The sequence below is a fragment of the Pseudomonas sp. Irchel s3f7 genome, assembly GCF_900187615.1.
Lineage (GTDB): Bacteria > Pseudomonadota > Gammaproteobacteria > Pseudomonadales > Pseudomonadaceae > Aquipseudomonas.
The window spans coordinates 107,487-128,051 of record NZ_FYDO01000004.1 but is presented as its reverse complement, the minus strand read 5'-3'; the positions used below and the strand labels follow the sequence as shown (position 1 = coordinate 128,051).

16 protein-coding genes are annotated in these 20,565 nt (G+C 59.8%); 3 read left to right on the top strand and 13 right to left on the bottom strand.

What is annotated here, in order from left to right; genetic code table 11:
- Positions 1-113 precede the first annotated feature (113 nt).
- On the top strand, positions 114-1,589 hold the full coding sequence (locus tag CKW19_RS04760; RefSeq protein WP_095056825.1) for a mannose-1-phosphate guanylyltransferase/mannose-6-phosphate isomerase: 1,476 nt from the start codon (positions 114-116) through the stop codon (positions 1,587-1,589).
- Positions 1,590-1,705: 116 nt separating this feature from the next.
- On the opposite strand, the gene CKW19_RS04755 is transcribed toward CKW19_RS04760, so the two are convergent.
- The 11 genes from CKW19_RS04755 to CKW19_RS04705 all read right to left on the bottom strand — a co-directional run bounded on the left by CKW19_RS04755 (position 1,706) and on the right by CKW19_RS04705 (position 16,188).
- Positions 1,706-3,268, bottom strand: a complete 1,563-nt coding sequence (locus CKW19_RS04755; RefSeq protein ID WP_095056824.1) for a right-handed parallel beta-helix repeat-containing protein — start codon at positions 3,266-3,268, stop codon at positions 1,706-1,708.
- A gap of 20 nt (positions 3,269-3,288) precedes the next feature.
- On the bottom strand, positions 3,289-4,416 hold the full coding sequence (locus CKW19_RS04750) for an alginate lyase family protein (protein ID WP_095056823.1): 1,128 nt from the start codon (positions 4,414-4,416) through the stop codon (positions 3,289-3,291).
- The gene (locus CKW19_RS04745) at positions 4,407-5,801 is read right to left on the bottom strand and encodes an alginate biosynthesis protein AlgX (RefSeq protein ID WP_095056822.1); all 1,395 of its coding nucleotides are present in this window, start codon (positions 5,799-5,801) and stop codon (positions 4,407-4,409) included. Before CKW19_RS04745 ends, CKW19_RS04750 begins: the two co-directional genes overlap by 10 nt.
- Positions 5,802-5,842: 41 nt before the next feature.
- On the bottom strand, positions 5,843-6,484 hold the full coding sequence (locus CKW19_RS04740; RefSeq protein WP_095056821.1) for an alginate O-acetyltransferase AlgF: 642 nt from the start codon (positions 6,482-6,484) through the stop codon (positions 5,843-5,845).
- A 45-nt stretch (positions 6,485-6,529) separates the two neighbouring features.
- Entirely contained in the window at positions 6,530-7,633 is a 1,104-nt protein-coding gene (locus CKW19_RS04735) for an alginate O-acetyltransferase (RefSeq protein WP_095056820.1), read from the bottom strand.
- A gap of 10 nt (positions 7,634-7,643) precedes the next feature.
- Positions 7,644-9,071, bottom strand: a complete 1,428-nt coding sequence (locus tag CKW19_RS04730; RefSeq protein WP_256580299.1) for an MBOAT family protein — start codon at positions 9,069-9,071, stop codon at positions 7,644-7,646.
- A 22-nt stretch (positions 9,072-9,093) separates the two neighbouring features.
- On the bottom strand, positions 9,094-10,512 hold the full coding sequence (locus tag CKW19_RS04725) for an alginate export family protein (RefSeq protein ID WP_095056818.1): 1,419 nt from the start codon (positions 10,510-10,512) through the stop codon (positions 9,094-9,096).
- Positions 10,509-11,846 carry a tetratricopeptide repeat protein gene (locus tag CKW19_RS04720; protein ID WP_095056817.1) on the bottom strand — a complete coding sequence of 446 codons (1,338 nt, stop codon included), beginning with the start codon at positions 11,844-11,846 and terminating at the stop codon, positions 10,509-10,511. The genes CKW19_RS04725 and CKW19_RS04720 overlap by 4 nt, the downstream gene beginning before the upstream one ends.
- Positions 11,847-11,856: 10 nt before the next feature.
- The gene (locus CKW19_RS04715) at positions 11,857-12,999 is read right to left on the bottom strand and encodes a PilZ domain-containing protein (protein WP_095056816.1); all 1,143 of its coding nucleotides are present in this window, start codon (positions 12,997-12,999) and stop codon (positions 11,857-11,859) included.
- A gap of 18 nt (positions 13,000-13,017) precedes the next feature.
- A complete protein-coding gene (locus CKW19_RS04710; RefSeq protein ID WP_095056940.1) occupies positions 13,018-14,478 on the bottom strand; it encodes a glycosyltransferase in 1,461 nt (486 codons plus the stop codon).
- Positions 14,479-15,162: 684 nt separating this feature from the next.
- A complete protein-coding gene (locus CKW19_RS04705; protein WP_095056815.1) occupies positions 15,163-16,188 on the bottom strand; it encodes an AraC family transcriptional regulator in 1,026 nt (341 codons plus the stop codon).
- A 53-nt stretch (positions 16,189-16,241) separates the two neighbouring features.
- Here CKW19_RS04705 and CKW19_RS04700 point away from each other — a divergent pair, with 53 nt between their 5' ends.
- Entirely contained in the window at positions 16,242-17,333 is a 1,092-nt protein-coding gene (locus CKW19_RS04700; protein ID WP_256580298.1) for an alpha/beta fold hydrolase, read from the top strand.
- A gap of 196 nt (positions 17,334-17,529) precedes the next feature.
- On the opposite strand, the gene CKW19_RS04695 is transcribed toward CKW19_RS04700, so the two are convergent.
- Both CKW19_RS04695 and CKW19_RS04690 read right to left on the bottom strand, forming a co-directional pair.
- Positions 17,530-18,402 (bottom strand): TauD/TfdA family dioxygenase, encoded by an 873-nt coding sequence (locus tag CKW19_RS04695; RefSeq protein WP_218232047.1) that lies wholly within the window; start codon positions 18,400-18,402, stop codon positions 17,530-17,532.
- A 272-nt stretch (positions 18,403-18,674) separates the two neighbouring features.
- A complete protein-coding gene (locus CKW19_RS04690) occupies positions 18,675-19,949 on the bottom strand; it encodes a flavohemoglobin expression-modulating QEGLA motif protein (protein WP_095056813.1) in 1,275 nt (424 codons plus the stop codon).
- Between the two features lie 224 nt (positions 19,950-20,173).
- On the opposite strand from CKW19_RS04690, the gene CKW19_RS04685 reads away from it, so the two are divergent.
- Positions 20,174-20,440: a hypothetical protein gene (locus CKW19_RS04685; RefSeq protein WP_095056812.1), complete on the top strand. Its 267-nt coding sequence runs from the start codon at positions 20,174-20,176 to the stop codon at positions 20,438-20,440.
- Positions 20,441-20,565: the final 125 nt, after the last annotated feature.

Below are 20,565 nucleotides of genomic sequence, written 5' to 3'. Positions count from 1 at the left end.
CGTCGGACGTTTTTGCAGGTGAAAACAGAGAAGGGCAGTCCTCCGGTTTTCGGGATGCGATCCCAGCGGAGCTTTCATATCTATCGACAATGAAAGATTCGGAGGAAACAAAAATGATTCCAGTGATTTTGTCCGGCGGCAGCGGCTCGCGGCTCTGGCCCCTGTCGCGAAAGTTGTATCCCAAGCAGTTTCTGGCATTGACCAGTGAGCGCACGCTCTTTCAGCAGACCTTGCAGCGGTTGACTTTCGATGGCATGGAAAAGCCGATCATTGTCTGCAACCAGGAACATCGTTTCATCGTCAACGAGCAGCTCGCTGCCATCGGTTGCACAGCCCAGGCGATGTTGCTGGAGCCCTTCGGCCGCAACACTGCTCCGGCAGTCGCTCTGGTGGCCCTTAAACTGCTCGCCGAGGGGCGTGACGAACTGCTGCTGGTATTGCCAGCCGATCACGTGATCACGGATGGGGCGGCCTTGCATTCTGGACTTCAGCAGGCGCAGGCCGCCGCTGAAAAGGGTGGCATGGTGTTATTTGGCATACCCGCGACACGCCCGGAGACCGGTTTTGGTTACATAAAGGGGGCGTTCGCAGAGCCTTGCCCCGATCTGCCCGAAGGCGTTTTTCGGGTCGAACACTTCGTGGAGAAGCCGGATCTGCAAAAAGCCGGCGAGTATGTGCAGTCCGGTGAATATTTTTGGAACAGCGGCATGTTCCTGTTCCGCGCCAGCCGGTATCTCGAAGAGCTGCGCGTACATGAGCCGGATATTCATGAGACCTGCGTACTGGCCCTGGAGCGAAGCCGCAGTAGCGATGCGGCCATCAGCATTGATGCAGGGACCTTCGAGTGCTGTCCGGACAATTCGATTGACTATGCGGTGATGGAGCGTACCAAGAGTGCCTGCGTAGTGCCGCTGGCCGCTGGATGGAGCGACGTGGGTTGTTGGTCGAGTTTGTGGGACGTGCATGCGAAAGACGTAGACGGCAATGTGCTCAAGGGTGACGTGGTCAGCCACAACAGTCACAACTGTTTCGTCCATAGCAGCGGCAAGCTGGTGACGCTGCTGGGACTGGACGATGTGGTGGTGGTAGAAACCAAGGATGCGGTGATGATCGCGCACAAGAGTGCCGTGCAAAGTGTGAAAAAGCTGGTCGGTATCCTGGATGCCAATGGCCGTCAGGAAACTCAGAACCACAGCTCTGTGTATCGTCCATGGGGTGCCTATGACTCGGTTGACAGCGGCACCCGTCATCAGGTCAAGCACATTACCGTGAAGCCGGGCGCCCAACTTTCCCTGCAGATGCATCACCATCGAGCGGAGCACTGGGTCGTAGTGTCCGGTACCGCTCAGGTAACCTGCGGCGACAGGGTTTTCCTGCTCACCGAAAATGAGTCCACTTACATCCCGGTCGCTTCGGTGCATCGTTTGGCCAACCCCGGCAAAATCCCGCTGGAGATCATCGAAGTTCAATCGGGCAGTTATCTGGGCGAGGACGATATCGAACGATTGGAGGATGCCTACGGGAGGACACACGAATCTCGGGGCAAGCCTTCCGCTGCTCCAGGGGGCGTGGTGCTTGTCAAAGGCTAGATAACGAGGGTGCACAGGATGACCTGTGCACCTTGCCTTGGTCGTATCAGGCTGAATCCAAATTGAATCCAGCCTGATATACATTGCTGCACTGCCTACCTTTCGGCAGACCTGCGTCAGTTTCCGCTGCTTGATCTCAGACGCAGGAACTCGCCTCGATCCCCGGTTTCATTACCGCGCAGGCAGTTGCCGGGCAGACTGGCGGGGGGGCTGGTGCCGGCCTCGGCCCAGATCCATACCTCGACGATACAAGGGTTCATCACCGTGGCTTCCACCAGCAGACTCTGCACGGGCATCAGGTCGCCAGCCATCAACTGTTGATCAGTCTGTCCCATCTGGTAGTGGTTGTCCCCCAGCACCACCCGATCTATGCCCTCTGTGCGGATCATCGCCTTGCCGGCATTGGCCAGTCGGTTAGCCACCAGCACCAGGCGCGACGGCTGGCCTGTCGGATTGCGCATGCTGATGGCGTATTCCGGCGTGGTGCTGATGCGGTTGTCGATGACATAGACGGTGCCGATCGCTTCGCCGTCGATGCCGCTGCTGGCGGTGTTGGCGATGTAGTTCTGCGCGAGCAGTAGAGGGGTGTCCTTTTTATCGACAAGCTGGCGAAGAAAGATGCCGTTTTGCGTAGCGCCGATCATGTTTTGTCGCAGCACCAGTTCGCCATGCTGGTCCAGCACCTCAATACCAGCTTTGCCAGCGCCGAGTATCACGTTGCGTTCCACCACGCCGCTGCTGGTGCCGCGCAGTCGAATGGCGCTCTGGTTTTTCACGGTGGCGATATGATTGCCAACCAGGCTGGCGCGACTGTCCAACAGGTCGAGGGCGTATTGTTGCAGGTCGTCGAAACGATTGTTTTCGATGCGCGCCTCGGCCTTCTGCAATTCGACACCGCTGGACAGCTCGCTGATCCGACTGCCGCTCATCAACAGGATTGCCGGCGCCAGGCCGAGAGCTTGCTCGGTGCTGCGCGCGAGCGTCAGGCCGCGGGAAAGGTGGGCGTTGTAGCCGAGGCGGCTGAGACTGGAGTCGATGATGCGGGTGCGGCTGCCGGCCCAGGCCATGACGAAGGGACGGAACGGCTGCTTGATTTCGGCAGGCTGGCCGTCGCTCCAGCTGGTCAGGGTGGCGTGCTTTAGGGTCAGATCGCCTTGGTTGATCAGTGCAGTGCCGGACTGGGTGCGAAGGTAGAGGGTGCTCTCCACGATGTTGAGTGCTGCACCGGGGGCGATCAGCAGTGGGTAGCTGAGCAAGTAGCCGTCGTTGTGCCGGCTCATCACGCGCTCGTCGCCGAGTGCCTGGTGCAACTGCGCCAGACCGATGCCGCCGCCGCGTACCACCACCACCAGCGGGTGATTTGTCTGGTAGCTGGCGATGACGCGAAACAGACCGTTGTGCACGAAGGGTTCGAAGGGCCAGCTGCCCTCCTGCGAGGAGAACAGACTGCTCAGGCTCACCGAGGCGCGCCCGACGGGGCGCGACTCGCGCACCTGATTAGCGTCCACGCCCTGGTCGGCGGCCTGCAGCACGCGCTCGATTTCCTGCTGTTGCTCGGTGGCCGGTACGTCGCTGAGCTGGTGGCGCAGAAGACTCTGCGCCTGTGCCAGTGGTAGCAGTGTGCAGCACAGGAAGCAGAGCAGGGCATGGGCAGCGGATGGGGGGAGCGATCTGGGCATGGGCTTCACCTGGGCCTGGGTTATTCGACATTAGGGTAGAAAGGCTTGATGTGTCCGCCGATCTGCCGGTAGCCGTCCACATCGCCGTGTTCGGCGCCGTACAACTGGCGTGCCAAAACGTGCTGCGGGTTGTGGCTCAGGAAGGGGACCAGCCATGCCATCTTGTACGGCGGCACCTTCTGCTGCTTTTGCCCTTGCAACTCCGGAAGGCCATTGGGGGCGAGCACGATCCGGGCAGCGAAGTTGGCGAGCAGGTCGAGCTTGCGGCTGTCTTCGGCGGTGACGCTGGCGCCATTGAGCCGCAGGGTTTCGGCGACGAGGGTCAGCGGTACCAGAGCGTAGTGGGTGTAGTTGGCGGCGAGCGTCCCGCGCGCCAGTTCATTGGGCAGATAGGCATAGTCGCCACCGACCGACGGGGTGATCTGCTGCATGGCGCGGCGAAACACCTTGGCGCTCCAGTCGATGCGGCTCTGCTTGCCGAGCAGCATGCCGGTGGAGCCGATGGACCAGGCGGCCCAGTAGTCGTGGTTGTTGAAATAGCCGAAGGACGGGGCGAGGCGCGGATCGTACTCTTCGATGATGATGCCGGCCAGGCGGTCCAGCCACTGCTTCTGCCGCTCGCTGAGTTGCAGTTGGTTGCCGCTAAGGGCTTGCAATTTGAGAACGCTGGAGGCGATTGCCGCCAGTGCCCAGTTGCGCACCGCGATACCCGTCTTGTTCGCTTCGCGGTTTTCCAGGGCTCCGGCGGCGGCCCAGGCCTCCAGCCATTGGTCCATGCACGCCAGAGCCATAGCGGCGTGCGGCGGGTCTTGCGCCTTGGCGTAATAGTCGGCGAACAGGCTGAGCATCTTGCCATAGCTGGCCACGCTGTCGTGGATACGCTGGGACTCCTGGGATTGGCCCTTGCCCAGTGTGGACTTGGTCGGGTCGCTCTGGTCGTATTTGCTGTCCACCAGCAGGGCGCCAGTGAAGGGCTCTATCACCGGCTTGGGGCATACCAGCGAGTGATAGTCGGGCAGCACGGAGGGCGCCGTGACACTCGTCGGCAGGCTCCAGATCGACCGGGTGCCGCCTGCGGTTGCGTTGGAGGGTTGGGTCACTGGTAGCAGCGCTGCGAGCAGGAGCAGGGGGAGGCATCTCAGAGACATAGTTTCACATCCATCGAGATCGGCGTGTCCAGGGGCTGCACCGGTTCGAGGAACACCGACAGCAGGTTTGCGTTGCTGAACTCTGCGGCGGAGCTCAGTTCCAGGTAGAACTGACCACCGTCGACAATAGCCTCGCGACGGAACCAGGCTTTATCGCGGGCGCCGTTGTCGTAGTAGGTGATGATGTAGAAGTCCTTGACGCTCTTGTCCGACAGCTTGATGTCCAGGAAGCCGTACTTTCCGGTCATTGCCAGGCGCCGTGTGCCGCTATTACTCAACAGTTCGATGCGCTGGCCGGGCACCAGCGATGCACGCTCGAGCTTGTTACTGGTGAGCACTTGCGGCGATTTGGCGCAGCCGCCGTTGATCGCCGGGATCAGTTGGCGGTACATCAGCGGCGTCTCCAGGTGGAAGCTGGCCGGCAGCTCCCAGATGATCATCTTGGGTGGCGCATCCGGCTTGTAGCTGTCGGACTGCAGGTATTGCAGCAGCGAACCGTCCTGGCCGGCACCGGCCAGGGCGAAGTTGAGGATGTCGACGTTGAGGAATTCTTTCAGGTAGCCATCGAAGTTGTAGTTCTTCATTTCGTCGTCGCGCGCTGCCGAATTGCTGGTGCCGACCAGTATCACTTCGGGGGCGGCGGCTTGTTCGAACAGTGCGCTGGCATCGTCGGCCGCGGGGACGGTCTGGAAGCCGCGGACATACTGGAAGCCGTAGTTGTTGCCGCAGATCTTCTTCAGCGCCCGGCTCATGGTACCGTCCTTGGGCAGTATCATCCCGGCCTCGGTGCGGTAGCTCTTCTTGGCCAGTCCGGCGTAGAAGGGCTGTCGCTTGATTTCTGCGGCGACGATCTTTGCCGTGGCCTGGGCACCGGAGGGTGTCCAGTGGTGATCGCGGCGAAAGAAATACTCTTCCTTGGGCGGGTTGCGCACCAGCACCATGGCGTCCGGCACCAGGGCACCTGGAGCACGTAGTTGGCCGAGGAAGTTTTCCAGGTTGCGCGAGGCGGTGGGGTAGGAAAAGCCGAAGCTGCGCTCTGGCAGAATCTTGTCGCGGTGCATCAGCCCGCGGGTCGGCTGCACGGCGAACACAACCTTGATCTGCCTGGCGGCGAAGGTCGCCATCAGCCGGGCATATTCGGGCTGCATTTCCTTGGGGATGAAAAAGTCGTTGGAGAGGTCGACTTCCGAGCGGAACAGCCACTTGTCTTTGCCCGGAGTCACTTCCTTCATCGACTTCATGATTCCTTCGGCGTACTGCTGCGGATCGTGTAGCTCGGGGCAAATCAGACACTGCAGGTCGCAGTTCTCCTGCGCGCTCGCCGGCAGGCCAACGGCAATCCAGGCGAGCAGTAAGGTGCAGACTGTACGGAAGGTGTGCTTCATAGGTCACCGCAGGCTTCGGGTTGGCGGGCGGGCATGTCGCTTCACTGCAAAGAGTCGAACGAATTGGCCAGGCTCAGGGTCCGTACCTGACCGCCCTGAGCGATGGCCACGTAACTGTAGGACCCGCCTTTCTTGAGAAACTGCTCGTCGAACTTCGCTACATTCTGCTCGCCGCTATAGGCGGCGAAGCCAATCTTGATCTCGTTCACCAGGCGCGTACCCATCTGGTTCTGCGCGATGTTGTCGACAATGGCATGCTTGCCATCGAGGGTCTTGAGCGCCAATGGCTTCTCGGTAAGGTTGTAGAACGCCACCAAAGCTTTTGTCGGGTCCATGCTATAGGTGTCGACGATGGGCTTCAGCGCCTTGCCGTCGTAGATCACAGTGGTTGCCGAATCGGATTTCAGGCCAAGGTCCAGACTGGTCTTGTCCACCGTCAACTGTTGGCTGCCGGGGGTGATGTAGAGGTAGCCGCCCAGGTGGCCGCCGCTGACTTTCTGGGCCTTGCTCTTGCCCTTCAGATGAACGTCCACTGGGGCGCCGGCCAGGTTGAGCACGCGCACGAAGGCCGAACCGGGCGGCGGTGGGCTGGCATAGAGGCCACCGTTACCGTCGGCGGCATGGGCGGGGCTTGGGACGAGCAGCACCAAACTGAGCAGGCTACCAAGGAACGTGGTTTTCATCGTCGTCATCTCCATGTTTCGGGGGGGGGGGCGAAAAGGCCGTGCCTAGAAAAACTGGTTCATGGTGGCCTGCCAACTATTGGAACTGGGCTTCTGCGCCAGCAGGGTGCGCACAGGGAACTCCCAGATAACGGTCTTGATGCTGTCGTTCCTCAGTTGCTTTCCAGCAAGGAAGTCGTCCATCGCCTGGAAGGGCCCGCGAGCCTCCACGGCGGTGGTAAGCAGGTCATTCTGTAGCGACTCCTTGAGGAAACCGGGGAAGTTCCAGTCGTCGATCTTGGTGTAGCTGGAGCCGACCAGCATGATCGACTCTGACTGGTCGTCGAACAGAAAGGCATCATCCAGCGACTGGTTGCGGCTTATGGTTTCGAACACCGGGATGTTGTCGCCAAGCAACGGCCAGGGGACCAGCCAGTCGCTGACCTGGATGAAGTTGAGGAGGTCGCCGTGATAGCCCTTTTGCGCCACATGCTGTGTGGCGTAGGGCGCCTTGCCAATCAGTTCGGGATGCTGGCGCGCCACTTCGTGCGCCGCCAGGTTGGCACCATAGGGCGACCAGTGGGTATCGGTTTTCAGGAACAGCTGCGTGCTGTCCTTGGCACTGAGGAACGCGCTACGAACCGGTGCCGTCTCGATTTTCTGCTCGGCGAGGCGCGCCACGAAGTCATCATAGATACCCGCGGTGCGCGCATCGAAGCGCCGCTGTGCGTACTCGGCATAGATGTCGAGCTTCATCGGCACCGGCATCAGGATCAGCCGTTTGTTGTGCTGGCGTAGCTGCTCCTCGATCTCGGCGATGTTCCGCACATGTTGGGCGACTGCGTGCGAATAGTCATTGGGGATCATGTACTCCTCGTTGGTGAACAGCCAACCGTTACGGCCAATTACCACGCCCTTGCTGCCTTCGCCGAAGACCAGGTATTGAAGGTCGGCCCAGGTGCGGATGGCGGTATCACGAAGGACGAACTCGCGGTCGTAGGTCATCTCCAGCTGTCGCAGCAGGCGGCCGTCAAGGAACAGCGCGAGGGCATCGGGCTGCGTCCTGAGGAAGCTCACCACCTTGGGAATGGAGTACACCAGCATCACTGCGAGCAGGATGCAGAAAGCGATGCCATTGACTTTGCTTGCGCTCTTCATGACGGGGAACATGGCGATCTCCTCAGAACTGGAAGTACAGGAAGGGGGAAAAGGAATTCGCGGCGAGCCGCGTGACCGAGATGCCGAAGCCGGCCCAGAGCATCAGTGCAGTCAACCCGCTGACGCTCTGCATGAAGTAGGGCTCCTGGTTGCGCAGGTAGAAGCGGTTGTTGATCATCCCGGCAACCACCAGCCAGACAACCGCCAGCAGCACGAAGGACATGCTCAGGCTGGAGGTGCCGAGGAAGTACATGTCCAGGCTGCCCAGACCGTTGAGGCCAAACAGGCCGGAGAAGATCTCCAGCGAGTGCCTCAGATTGCCGGTGATGAACAGAGGCATGCACAGCAGCAACAAGAGCAGCGCGCGCATGTTGTGCCAGAAGTTGTACGGTGTGTTGACCTTGGTGGCGATGCCCAGGCGGCGTTCCAGCACCATGATCACGGCGAAGTACAGGCCGAAGAAGATGAAGGCGAAGCTGGCGCCGTGCCAGAAACCGGAGAGCAGCATGGTGATGAACAGTGCGGTATCACCGCCGACCTTGCGCGAGCGTACAAGCGGCAGGTAGACGTAGTCGCGTAGAAAGTCGGCCAGGGTCAGGTGCCAACGCCGCCAGAATTCGGTGAGGCTTTTGCACAGGAACGGCTGGTTGAAGTTTTCGGCGAAGCGAAAGCCCATCATCAGCGCCAGGCCGATGGCCATGTCGCTGTAGCCGGAGAAGTCAAAGTACAGTTGAACCAGCGAAACGAACACGCCAAACCAGGCGTCAATGAACTGCGGCGAACCCTCGGCCATGAACAGGGTGTTCATCGGCGCCAGCGAGTCAGCGATCAGTACCTTCTTGACGAAACCGAGCATGAAGCGGCAAACACCGAGGGAAAACAGCTCCAGCGAGTGGGTGCGTTCTCGCAACTGCGGGGCCAGCAGGCTGTAACGCAGGATCGGACCGGCAACCAGATGCGGAAACAAAGCGACGAAGGCAGCGAAGTCAACGAAGCGGTTGGTCGGTTCGGCATCCTTGCGATAGATATCGACGATGTAGCTCAGTGCGTGGAACACGTAGAAAGAGATACCCAGCGGCAGGATGATGGTTTCCAGCGTGAAGGTATTGATCCCCAGCGGCGCCAGGGCTGCAGCTATCACTTCGACGCCGAAGTTGGCGTACTTGAAGTAGCCCAGGGTGCACAGGTTGCCGATGATACCCAGCCACAGCAGGCGTTCGGCGCCGGACTTGTCGTCGGCATCCAGCCGCGCCTTGATGCGCAGGCCGAACCAATAATTCCAATAGGAGATGCCGACGAACAGCAGGAGGAAATCCGGTCGCCACCACGCGTAGAAGCAGTAGCTTGCGACGACTATCACGTAGTTGCGCCAGGAGTTTCTGGCCAGGTAATAGACCAGCAAAAACAGTGGCAGGAACAGGTACAGGAAGATGTTCGAGGTAAAGACCATGTTGGTGTTCCTCTCATGATGTTTAGTAGCGCAGCACCACGCCCAGACTGACCTGGAAGTCATCGTCCAGGCCCTTGACGGCATTCCCGCTCCAGAAATACCCCGCACTGGCCAGCAGGTTGAGATGCAGCTGTTGGCCGTGCAGGTTTATCGGGAGCATCTGCCAGTAGTAATTGGTGTCGAGGATCTGTCCGAGAGACTTGCTGCCGGTGGCGGTCAGGTCATCGGCGACGTTGATCGGGATGCCGCCGTCGGCATCGCGCAGATAAAGGTCGGAAAGTCGCACGTCGAAGCTGTTTCGCGGCTTGGGCTGGGTTTCCACTGCGACGCTGTAGAACGCCAGGTTGTGCAGGTCGACGCTGAGAAAAGAGCTGAGCAAGCCGTTGGTGTAGGTCTCCTTGTTGGTGACGCGGTCTGACTGGATGTTATTGAGGTAGAAGCCTTCGTTCTCGTTGGACGGCTTGTCGGTCAGTCCGACACGCAGGGAAAGCCGTGGCTTCCAGGGCGTTTCATCGAATCGTTTGCCGATGTTGCCGATCAGCGCCCAGCCATGGGTGTGTTCATTGCTGGTTGCGCCAGCGCTGTCGGTGAGGTCGAGACGACCCTTGAGCGCCGCCAGTTCGAGGCGGTAATCGCTGAACAGCGGCGAGACGCGCAAGTTGTCTCCGTAGGCGAACAGACCGAGGCGGCCTCCGCGAAAATCACTGCGATCGTCCGGGTCGTCCCCCGAGCTGTCCTGCTCGATCATCAGTCGCGTGCCGATCCAGTTTCTTTCACTCCAACGCAGGGCGTATTCGCCCATCCCGTAGGTGATGTCACGGTCGTTATCGCGCAGGCTGTTGTTGTCGGTGTTGTAGTTATGGAACTTGCGCGCCACGGCTACGAAGCCAGTGGCGAAGGTGTCGACGAAGTCCAGTCGCAGGGCTTCGATGCTATCGTCCCACCAAATGCCGTAGTGGTCGGCGAACTTCTGCCGGCCGACGCTCAGCGAATAGCGCGGGTCGCCGCCCAGCAGGTTGCGCTTGAGGTAGAACTCGCGCATTTCGGAACTGAAATACTCGGGCTGTTGCTCGTTCGGCTCCTGGAGGGGCGAGGTGGTCTGCGCCGAGGCGTAGTTCAGCCAGGCGCGTGCGAAACCCTGCCATGTGGGGAACTGGCGATCCGGCGAGTACCAGGTGAGCGAGGGCTCGTAGCGCAGACTGTAGAAGCCCTTGCGATCCTCGCCGAGGGTCGAGTTATCCGGTCCGTAGCCACCCTGTACGGTGAGTTTCTGCTGCACGACGAGGTTTTCCGTGCCCGCTGCGGGAGGTATTTGGGTGGCGTCCCGAGTGGATTCGCCAGTCGCAGCGCCTGAGTTGTCCGCCTCGGCGGCGGCGTGTACCGAACTCAGACTGCCAGTCAGCAGCGACAGAAACAGGATGCTGGAGAGTCCATTCGTCATAGCTGTACCTTGACCTGTTTCATGATGTTCACCCGCGCCTGCAAGGCCGCGCTGATGTCTGCCGGACTGATCTCTGCTTGCAGTTCATTCAGGTACTTGATCGCGCCGAGCTCGCCGTAGTCCACGGCGATTTTTGCGTAGGCATAGGCGCGAATCTTGTCGTTGCATATGCCGCGCCCGCGTCCGTAGATGGTGGCGATGCGATAGAAGGCTGAGGCCGAGCCTTGATCGGCGAGGCGTTCGTAGGTCTCGATGGCCTTGAGCTGGTCGACCTCATCGAGCCCGCCCATGCTGTAGAGTTCGCCGAGGTTCAGGTTGGCGTTCTGGTACCCCTCGGCGAGCAGGCCGCGGATGATGTCGTAGGCTTTGTGGGGATCGAGGATGCGCCAGTTACGCACCATGTAGGCGGAGGCGCGCAGAGCGCGGCCCTGCTGCGACTGACTGGCCTCGATGCGGTCAATCAGGGCCAGGGTGTCCTCATAGCCGTAGCTGTCGGCGAAGGACATCATGTAGCTGGCCTTGGTGACCAATGCCGACTCCGAACCGCGGGCTATGGCGTTGTCGAGCCAGAGCAGCACCGAGGGATCGTTTTCGCCGGAGAGGCTGCTCAGGTGGTTGCCGATGGACTGCACCACGTCCACAGGCAGGTTCGGGATTCGGGTTTCGAGAGTCTTGGCATAGGCCCTGAACACTTCCTCCTGGCGTTCGCCGAGGAAGCGATAGTAACGGTCCACCGCGCGGGCATCGTCGAGCATGGCGCGGCGATAGTAGCTTTCGGCCTGCGCGTACTGCCCGCGCAGTTCCGCCAGCGCGGCACGGTAGCTCAAGCTGAAACAGTTCTCCACGCAAGCCTGGTCGTAGAGGTTGATCAGCCGCGTCACTTCCTCGCCCTGGAACTCCTGCGGGTAGGCCAGGAAGACCTCCAGTGTCGAAGACAGCGTGTTGAAGTCTCGCTCGTGCGAATAGAGGCCGATGGCATGCTTGAAGAACGCCTGGTTCTGGTTGCGGTACCGCGGGTTGCGTTCGCTCAATCGGGCCAGCCCCGTCAGCGCGTTGAGCTGCCCGAGGCCATCGTCGAATGAACGCTTATACAGTTCGACGGCCTCTTGCACGCGGCCTGCGTCCGGTGAAGCAGCGAGACGGTCTGCCAGCAGCATTTGCGATGCCGAGTCGCCACGGGTCGCCAGTTCACGAAGATCGGCCTCGACGTCGGCCTGGCTGTCCTTGAACAGACGGTAGCGGATCTCCGGCAGACTCGCGGCGTCCACCGGCAGCCCCGGCAATAGCGCCAGGGTCAAGTAGATCAGGGAGGCAGAGGCGTTCTTCAAGCGCATGACCAGCCTCCTAGAAACCTGGGTCGAAGGGCAGGTCAAGGTACACATCGACCGCCACCGGATGCTGGTACGCCGACAGTGGCAGCGTGGTCTCTGGCAGGATGCTCAGCACCAGCATCTGGTTGACGCTATCCACCGCGGAGCCCACCACCTTGCCACCGAACGCCCCGGGCATACCGGACACGCGCAGGCTGACGCGCTGGATGCGGTTGATGTCTTTGAGCTTGTCAAAGGGGAAGCTGGCCTTGACTACCAGGGGTTGATCCTTGGGTATCAGGTGCAGCAGCGGGTCAGTCTTGTAGGCGTAACTATCCAGCTTGCGTCCTGGAAAATAAACGTAGCAGTCGCAGGGGCTGGCGATTACCGTCTCGATCAGTGAACGTCCGAGCAGCGTCTGCAGATCGCTCTGCGACAAGCTGGCCAACGCCTGCAGGTCCGCAGGGCTGTTGAAGTTGGTGAGCAGTTGGGTCGACACCGTGGCGATTGGTTCGCCAGCCTTCACTTCACCGGCATCGCCTCCGACCATGAACTTCACGTAGCCGTTTTCCGGCATGTTCACCTGATAGGCTTCGGCGCTGACCTGTGCGTGGGCGGCCGAGACACGGAAGAAGAACAGGTAGGTTTTGTATGCCAGCAGGCTCATCACCAGCAGGCCGAGGGCAAGGAACAGCAGGCTGCCGAGCATGGCCTGCAGGCGTTCGAAGACGGTGCGCGAGCTGCTGGTGACCTTCTTTCTCTCCTTGATGTAGTTTTCCCGTTGCATCACGTTGAACAGACCGTTGAAGTCGGCGACCTCGCCTGACATATAGGCGGCGATCATGTAGCGCAGGATGTCCCGCTTCTGCGCGTCGAGCTCGATGAACTCGGCGCCGACTTCATCAGCGCGCTGGGAGACCACGCGAATCCTGGCGTCAATGTTGATATTGATCGTCGAAAGATTCAGACGAATGCTGGCGGAGTACATTGAGCCAATCTTCAGCTCTTTGCCGCAGAGCAGGCTGATGCCACCCAGCGAGATATCCTGGATTTCGCATTCGAGCGGCCCCTCCCAGCTCTGCAAGATTACCGTGGCCGGGATCTTGATTCGCACGAACTGGCGTTCGTCGGTGGCTTCATGGACTACGTTCGCAGACAGACTGGTGGCGATGCTCATAGGACGATGGCCTCGGGGCTAACGTTGAGTAATCTCAAGCAGGAGAACGACTGTGCCAAGGAACAGCGAAACCGCAGAAACCAGCATGGTTTTCGAGGACCAGCGGTTAAGGGCGACATCAAAGGACGAACCGGTGGAGCTGAGGGTGGTCTTTTGCCGCGTCCAGCTTTGCTGGTCGAGATGGAACAGCGAATAGACCTTCATCAGCGAGCCGACGATCTGGTTGTAATAGAGCACCAGCGGATAGAGCGGATCGACCGGGTGCTGTGTGAAGCTGAACAGCAGCGTCGCCAGGGTACGGGTCAGCAGTACCCAGAACAGGTAGGCGATAAAAAACTGCATACCGAGTACCAGCCCGGCGATGACTGAGGCAGCCAGCCCGAGTAGCGATGTCCACATGGCAATGCGTTGGTCGTAGAGCACATACATGGTGAACACTCCCAACTGACGCAAGCCCAACAGCTTGGTGGTACGAAAGTTTTGTCGCAGCGAATTGCCGTACCATCGGAACATCAGCTGGCGCGACGCGCGGAAGAAGTTGCTGTCTGGCGGATGCTCCACCGTCACGGTGTTGCTGTCGGGTACATAGAAGGTGTCCCAGCCCGCGCGCATCAGGCTGAACCAGGAGGATTTGTCATCGCCGGTGAGGAACTGGAAGCGGCCGAGCCGCCAGTGGTCGAGGAAGTCGGATTCGACGTCACGGATAAAGCCCGGATCGATCATCACGCGGGCGCGGAAAAACGATAGCCGTCCGGTCATGGTCAGCACTCGCCGCGACAGTGACATCGAGCACATGTTGATGTGTCGCTGGACGAAGCGCAGCGAATGCCATTCGCGTACCAGTTTGCCGCCTTCCACTTCGCAGAATTCGTTGGTGGTGATGCCACCGACGCTGGGCAGGTAGGCGAAGAACTTCACCGCGTTCCCCACGCAACCGGGCAGCATCATCGTGTCCCCATCGACCACTCCGACGACGGCATCGTCCAGCGGCATTTGTCGCGAGAGGGCACGGAAGGCGTGGGCCAGGCCATGGCGCTTGCCAGTACCGCGGGCGCGCACCACCACCAGACGGATGCTACTGAGGTCTCGCACTTCACGGCGCAAAATCTGCTTGATGAAGTCCTCGTCGGCCTTCTCGACGATTGAAGCGATCACCGTGCAGGGCACCGGCAGGCGTTGCACCTCCTGAAACAACGCTTGATAGACCCGGTAAGTGGTATGGGTCGGTATACGGAAGCTGGTCACCACCATGAACAGGTGTGAGGGCAGGGCGGAGTCGCCCATTCGCTCCACGGCCCGTCGCATGAGTGGAAACTTCCAGTGCAGGAAATACATGCCGCGCACGTAGTGCATCACTGCATTGGCGTAGCGCCAGGCACCGAGCCCGCCGACCAGCAGGATGAACTTCTGATTGGTTGGGTCGAGGAGCTCGGGGTCGAGGCTGTCGCAGATCAACGCCAGGGTGCAGAACAGGAGCATCCAACCGAAAAACTTGGCTGCACTGGTTCGATCGAACAGGCGGGCCGCAAACGAAGAACTCTTCCTCTTCTGATGCGGCCATTCTGGGTTCAATGGTTCCTTATCGATGCCCGCCATAACCTGACACTCGTCTATGAAAGTCGAAGAATGATTTTTGGCAGGTACATCGAAAACGGCTGTGGTCAGCCGATGGAAAAGCGCTTCACTGTCGAGGAGATACCCAGTCCGTGGAGGTACAACAGAGGTCTCTCTCGAAGCGCCCTATCTTGGCGATGCCTTGGCGGCACCGACGACTCTTCCAAAGCAAGGAGCAGACCAGATTAGTAAGAGGTACCCGAAAAAGTGGCAAAGTGCCGCTGCAAAAAAACACTGAATTTCCGTCAGCAGAATAAAAAGTCAAATAGAAACAACGGATTGAAAAGCGTCAGTTTCATGACTTTTTCTGAAGAAAAAAATAATACAGACAAAGTTTTGACAGCTGGATGAGTCGGACCGTACGGGCTAAACGCCTCAAAACTGCGCGCGCCGCACAATTAGGGGGCTTCGCGGGGGCCAGCAGAGGGTCACAGAAGTGCTGGACAGGTTCGCATGGCAGTCAGGCTCAGTTCACATTAAAAAAGCATTGAAGCGAGTCAGAAAGACCGAAAACGCAGAATTTGCACACCGTCGAAAGGATCGAAAAGGCTAAACCGACCGCGTCGCCTTGCTCGCTCTGTAGCAGGCAGCCCAATCCGAGGGGGTCTTGCCAAACTGGCTGCGGAACCAGCGTGAAAAGTCTCCGGCCGAGGAAAAGCCGAGGAGTTCGGCGACCTCATACAATCGACGTTTGCTGTTGGCCAGGTACTCTTCGGCGAGTTCAGCGCGCACCGCATTGATGATCGTTGTGACACTTTGGCCTTCGGTCGCCAGGTGTCGATTAAGGGTGCGTCGATGCATGCCAAGGTGCTGGGCAACCCCATCGACAGAGCACAGTCCGCTGGGCAGCAGCATCTTGACGATCTGGCGTACCCGCTGCGATGGCTCGTCGCGCTGGTTGGCCAACTGCAGGTCCAGCGAGCGCTTCACCTCGCGGTGCAACGCGGGGTCAGCTGCGGGAATGGGCATGTCCAGGTCACGCGCGCGGCAAACGATGGCATTGAATTCCTGTGAAAATTCGATGGCTGTTCCCAGCACGCGATGGTGCACGTCAAGGCTGGCAGGTCGCTCGTGCGTAAAACTGACCCGCACAGGGCGGAACGTATTGCGTGTCAGCACGCTCAACGTGCGCAGTCCGATACCTGTCGACTGCTCGATAGCCTGGCGCCAGACCCCGTGATGACCCTGCATCTTCACACCCACATGCAGCAGCACCAGGTCGCCCATGTCTTCAAGTCGCAACTCCACTCCGGCGTTATGCAGCCGCATGTAGCGTGCGCACGATTGCAGGGCTGCGCGCAATGTCGGCTCTTCGCGAATGAGCAGCGCCAGCATGCCGAAGTTGGACAGTTGTCGCGTCTGCGCGAGCAACAATCCGAAAGCCTCTTGGCCGGACAGACGGGCCGACTCCTCCAGCAACCACCCCACCGAGTCGGTGCTGATCATGATATTCGGATCGTCGAGGACACTGGCCGGCAACCTGGCCAGGCGCAGCATGCGAAATGGATCGAGCCCCACTGAGCGCGAGACCTGCTCATAGTTGGTAAGGCTGGCACTTCGCGTCAGGGTGAACATAGATCTACATGTCCCAAATTCACAAGATTGTGTCCTGAGGAGCTTAGTGCAGGATGTCCTGTCACGGCTACCTTCAAGCCAATAACGACAAAAAGATGAAGGTAGACATGGACACACGCACAGCAAAACGAATCGGCCAGCCGCTCGCGGCGATCGCGCAAGTGGACGCCGACGATCCTGATGCATTCAACCACTGCTTTGCTGAACTCAATGGCATTCGCCTGCATTACATCGACGAGGGGCAGGGCCCGCTGGTCATCCTGCTGCACGGTTTTCCCTATCTCTGGTACATGTGGCGGCGACAGATCGTGGCATTGGCCGAGTCGGGATATCGCGTCGTGGTCCCCGATCAACGGGGTTTTGGCCAGACCGATCGGCCCGATGCGATTGAAGCCTATGACATGAGCCAGGCCGTCGGCGACATGGTGGGTTTGATGACGGCTCTGGGCGAAACGTCCGCGGTGATCATTGGACACGACTTGGGTGCCTGGGTGGCCCAAGCCGCGGCGATGATGAGGCCGGATCTGTTCTGCGGTCTCGTGATGCTCAATACGCCGGTGCCTCCACGCGGCAAGGTCAAACCGACCGCAGGTTTACAGGCAATGGCAAAGGGCAGGGTGTATCACCACCTGTATTTCCAGCAACTCGAAAAGCCGGATCGCGAGTTGGCCTGCGATCCGAGAAAAACATTGCGTAGCGTTTTCTACTCAATCTCCGGCAGCGCTGTCGGGGCTGAACGCTGGCGTCTGTTCGTCGAGCCCGGTGAGCCTATCCTCAACGCGTTCACTGAGCCGAAGGGCGAGTTCCCGTCATGGTTGAGCGCGCGGGCGCTCGACTACTACGTCGCTGAATACACACGTACAGGGTTCACCGGCGCCCTGAACTACTACCGTTGTCGTGACCGGAACTGGGAAATCACAGCGTTTCTTGACGGTGCGGTGGTGCGCCAGCCGAGCCTGTTCATCGGTGGTGCTGCCGACCCTTCGCTAGAGCCGATCGAAATACGCAGCCTTTATGACCGGCTCGACAGCTATCTACCCGGATTACAGATGAAGGTTCTGCTGTCCGGCGTGGGCCATAGCGCCGCGGAAGAAAGCGCCGATCAAGTCAACGAACTGCTCCTGACGTTTCTCGGGCAGTTCTAACGATGGGGTGCTCTGGCGCCCCCATTCGCGTTTTTTCTCGGCAGTGATTCGCCATCGATGACGGCGGTGTCGACGTGTTCGTAGAACATGTTTATCTCCATTACGGCGTATCAGATCGAGTATTCGTCGGCAGCCACGGCCGCCCGACCCATCTCTGATGGTCGGGTGCCCTGGATATCTCTGGAAGCAGTTCGAATCAGCTGAGCGGGGTGCCCGCGAGGGTGGCGCGCAGCATTTTTCTTGGCGCATTGCCGTAGTCAGCCACCGCGTAGTGCTGGACTTGCAGGTTGTCCCACATGGCAATCGTATTGGTACGCCACTTCAGACGTACCTGATATTCCGGAATCGCGGCCTGAGACGTCAGGTAGTTCATCAGGTGATGAGCCTCGGGCATGAAGTCCTGGCCGTAGCGGATGTCCTCGAAGTTGAAAAAATTCGAGAAATGGGTGGTGAACGCGGAGTTGACGAACAAGACCTTTTCGCCCGTTTCCGGATGGGTAAGCACCACCGGGTGTTCAGCAGCCGGGTTCTTCGCGGCCATCGCATGGCGGTCGTCGCGTGGCAACTGGGCGCCAAAGGTGTGCTCGGCACTGTGTTTGGCGTACAGACCGTCGATTCGTTGCTTGATGGCCTGTGGCAAGTTTTCGTAAGCCATCACCATGTTTGACCACAGCGTGTCGCCACCCGACTCCGGACCCATTTCGCAGCGCAATACCGCTCCACGCGGCGGTGCCTTCTTGTAGGTGACATCGGCATGCCAGAGGTTTTCGCGACTGGCCTTTTCGACATAGGTCTTGGGCTTGCTTGGGTCAAGGTTGCGATACAGCATCAACAGCTTGTCCGCCTCTGGGTGGCTCGGCGCCAATGGGTGACCTTCCAGCTCACCGAATTGCGCGGCGAACTGCTGTTGCTCCAGAGGGGTGAGGTCCTGATCGCGAAAGAACAACACTTTGTGCTTCAACCACAGCGCCCTGATTTGTGCGATCAGCTCAGGGTCCCGGGTTGCATCGGCCAGGTTGATGTTGCTGAGTTCAGCGCCGATGGCAGGGGAGCAGATTTCCACCTTGATCGAATGCTGGCGCACTGACGACCGAATTATCGCGGGTGCCGAGGGGGTGAGGGGTGAAGGAGCGTCTTGGGTTGCGGCGACTGTTGTCATTGTTTTCTCCAATCCGTGCTGTACGGCGGTGCGCAATATTGAGCATCCGGTATAGGTAGCGGGCCCCCGCTGATGGGCAGAGGTGCCGGGGCCTATAGTAGGTAGGCCGGATGGGACGCTATTGGCGTAGCAGGACAGTTTCTTCGCAAATTGGGACAGTTTCGGACTTCATGCTGCCCTGATCACAGGGCACTGGCGTCGTCTTCGTGTTCGTCGGCGAAGGCCATGAACACGTCCAGATCGAGTACATCCAGCTGGATCCGGGTAATAAAGGCAGAGAACGCCAGGTTGGCGGCGAGCCGACGTAAATCGCTGGCCCAGGCCGGAACGTGAATCGGTCCCTGGAGCCAGCCGGAGTCGAACAGTGGCGCCAGTCGCAAGGTGTCCCCCAGGCTGATGCGTCCCGCAAACAGATGGCTGACCAGTTCCGGTCGATTATCACGGATCGCAATGCGCAGCAGGGTGTGGACGCCGAGCAAACCGGTCAGGTACGCGGCATCCTTGGTAAACGCCGATCCACCACGCAGGTCGGCGCCGCGGAAAATCCGCTGGGTCGAGCGAAAGGACTCCTCTTGCGACTGACCGGCCGCGACAAATCCTTCGAACACCTGAATGAAATCGGCGCCGTCCAGCGCCTGCTGAACCCCAAGTACGCGCAGGGCCAGGCGCCGCAGGCGGTTGATGTCCATGCTGCCGGTGAACAGTTCGGCGAGGGTCGCGATGCCCTCTTGAGTCTGGGTCGTGCGGGGCGCCCCCAGGCCCAGGCTTTTGAGGTTGGGTTGGCGTGCACCATTTTGTGCCGTTGCCACATGCACGAAGGCTTCGTGTTGCAATAACTGGTTCTTGTCCAGTTCCGAGAACATCGCGCTGGCGCGCAGGCGGATGCGGCTTGAACCGGCGATCGCCTTGGCCGCCAGGGTGGGATCGAGTGCGACGGTAATTCGACCCGGACCAAAGAACTGGTCCAGTTCCGGTTGCATCCAGGCGGCGAAGGCCTCGGCCGGGATATCCGCTTCGCTCGGCGGAATTCGGGTGCCGCCGAGCAACGCATCGGTGGTATCGAGGAAAAATCGGGCCGCGTCCACCATGGTCAGTTTCAGGCGCGGATACTCAAAATCCGGGCGCCGATACAACGCTGACGAATATTCTGTGAACGCGGGGGTGCCAATGGCGCCCAGCATCCGTCCGGCCGTGGCATAGCTGCGCGCCGTCATGGCCAGGTGATGCCCGGCGGGGTGCTGCACATCGCAACGGCCAGCGAAATCTTCCAGGGCGACGATCCCGGCACTGTGATCGCGCGGGCGCAGCTCGACGCGGGGTAATCGTGCCTTGCCGCCGCGCCAATGTTCCAGGAAGTCTTCCTCGACCCCAACCGGCCAGGCCAGGGCGTCCAGCACGCGGATCTTGCAGGCCAGGCCGGGCAGGGCGGCATCGAGTTCGGGCAGCGAGACGCTCATGGAGATCTCCTCGGCGGCGATGTTTCATTGCAAAAGTTTAGTCGCTGTCGATGGCCATTTTGCGATCTTTGCAGAATTCGCTCCTTGCGGGACTGCCTTTGGGGTCCTATCGTCAGATCTCATGTGCCACGAAGCAATTTTGTGGGTAACGTCAGACACATTTCCCTGAATATCCTCGGTGGGCCTGAGACGCAACCGGGCGATTTCGAATTGGAGAAAGAATCATGATTCGCAAGCAATGTTTGAAAACTCTGGCGGCGCTGTTCCTGGTCGCCGCGGGTGTGCAGTCGGTGTCACTGCCGGCGTACGCGACCGAGCAGGGTGAGCAACGGCGTGAAGCACGGGATACCCGTCAGGACGGGCGCTCTACGGCACGACAAACCAAGGATGATTGCAGAAAGAGCAGTGACAAGACCAACGCCGATTGTCGTCAGGAAAAGCGCAGCACCAAGCAGGACACACGTCGCACAGCGCGGGACATCAAATACTGATCGTCAAGCGATTGATTGCCTGAATCATGTGCTACGCGGGTAGGCGATACGCAAGTATGGCAGCTAAACTCTGTTTCGCCGGGGTGAAAATGTCGCCTTGGGATGCCGATATCTGACAGGGAGCC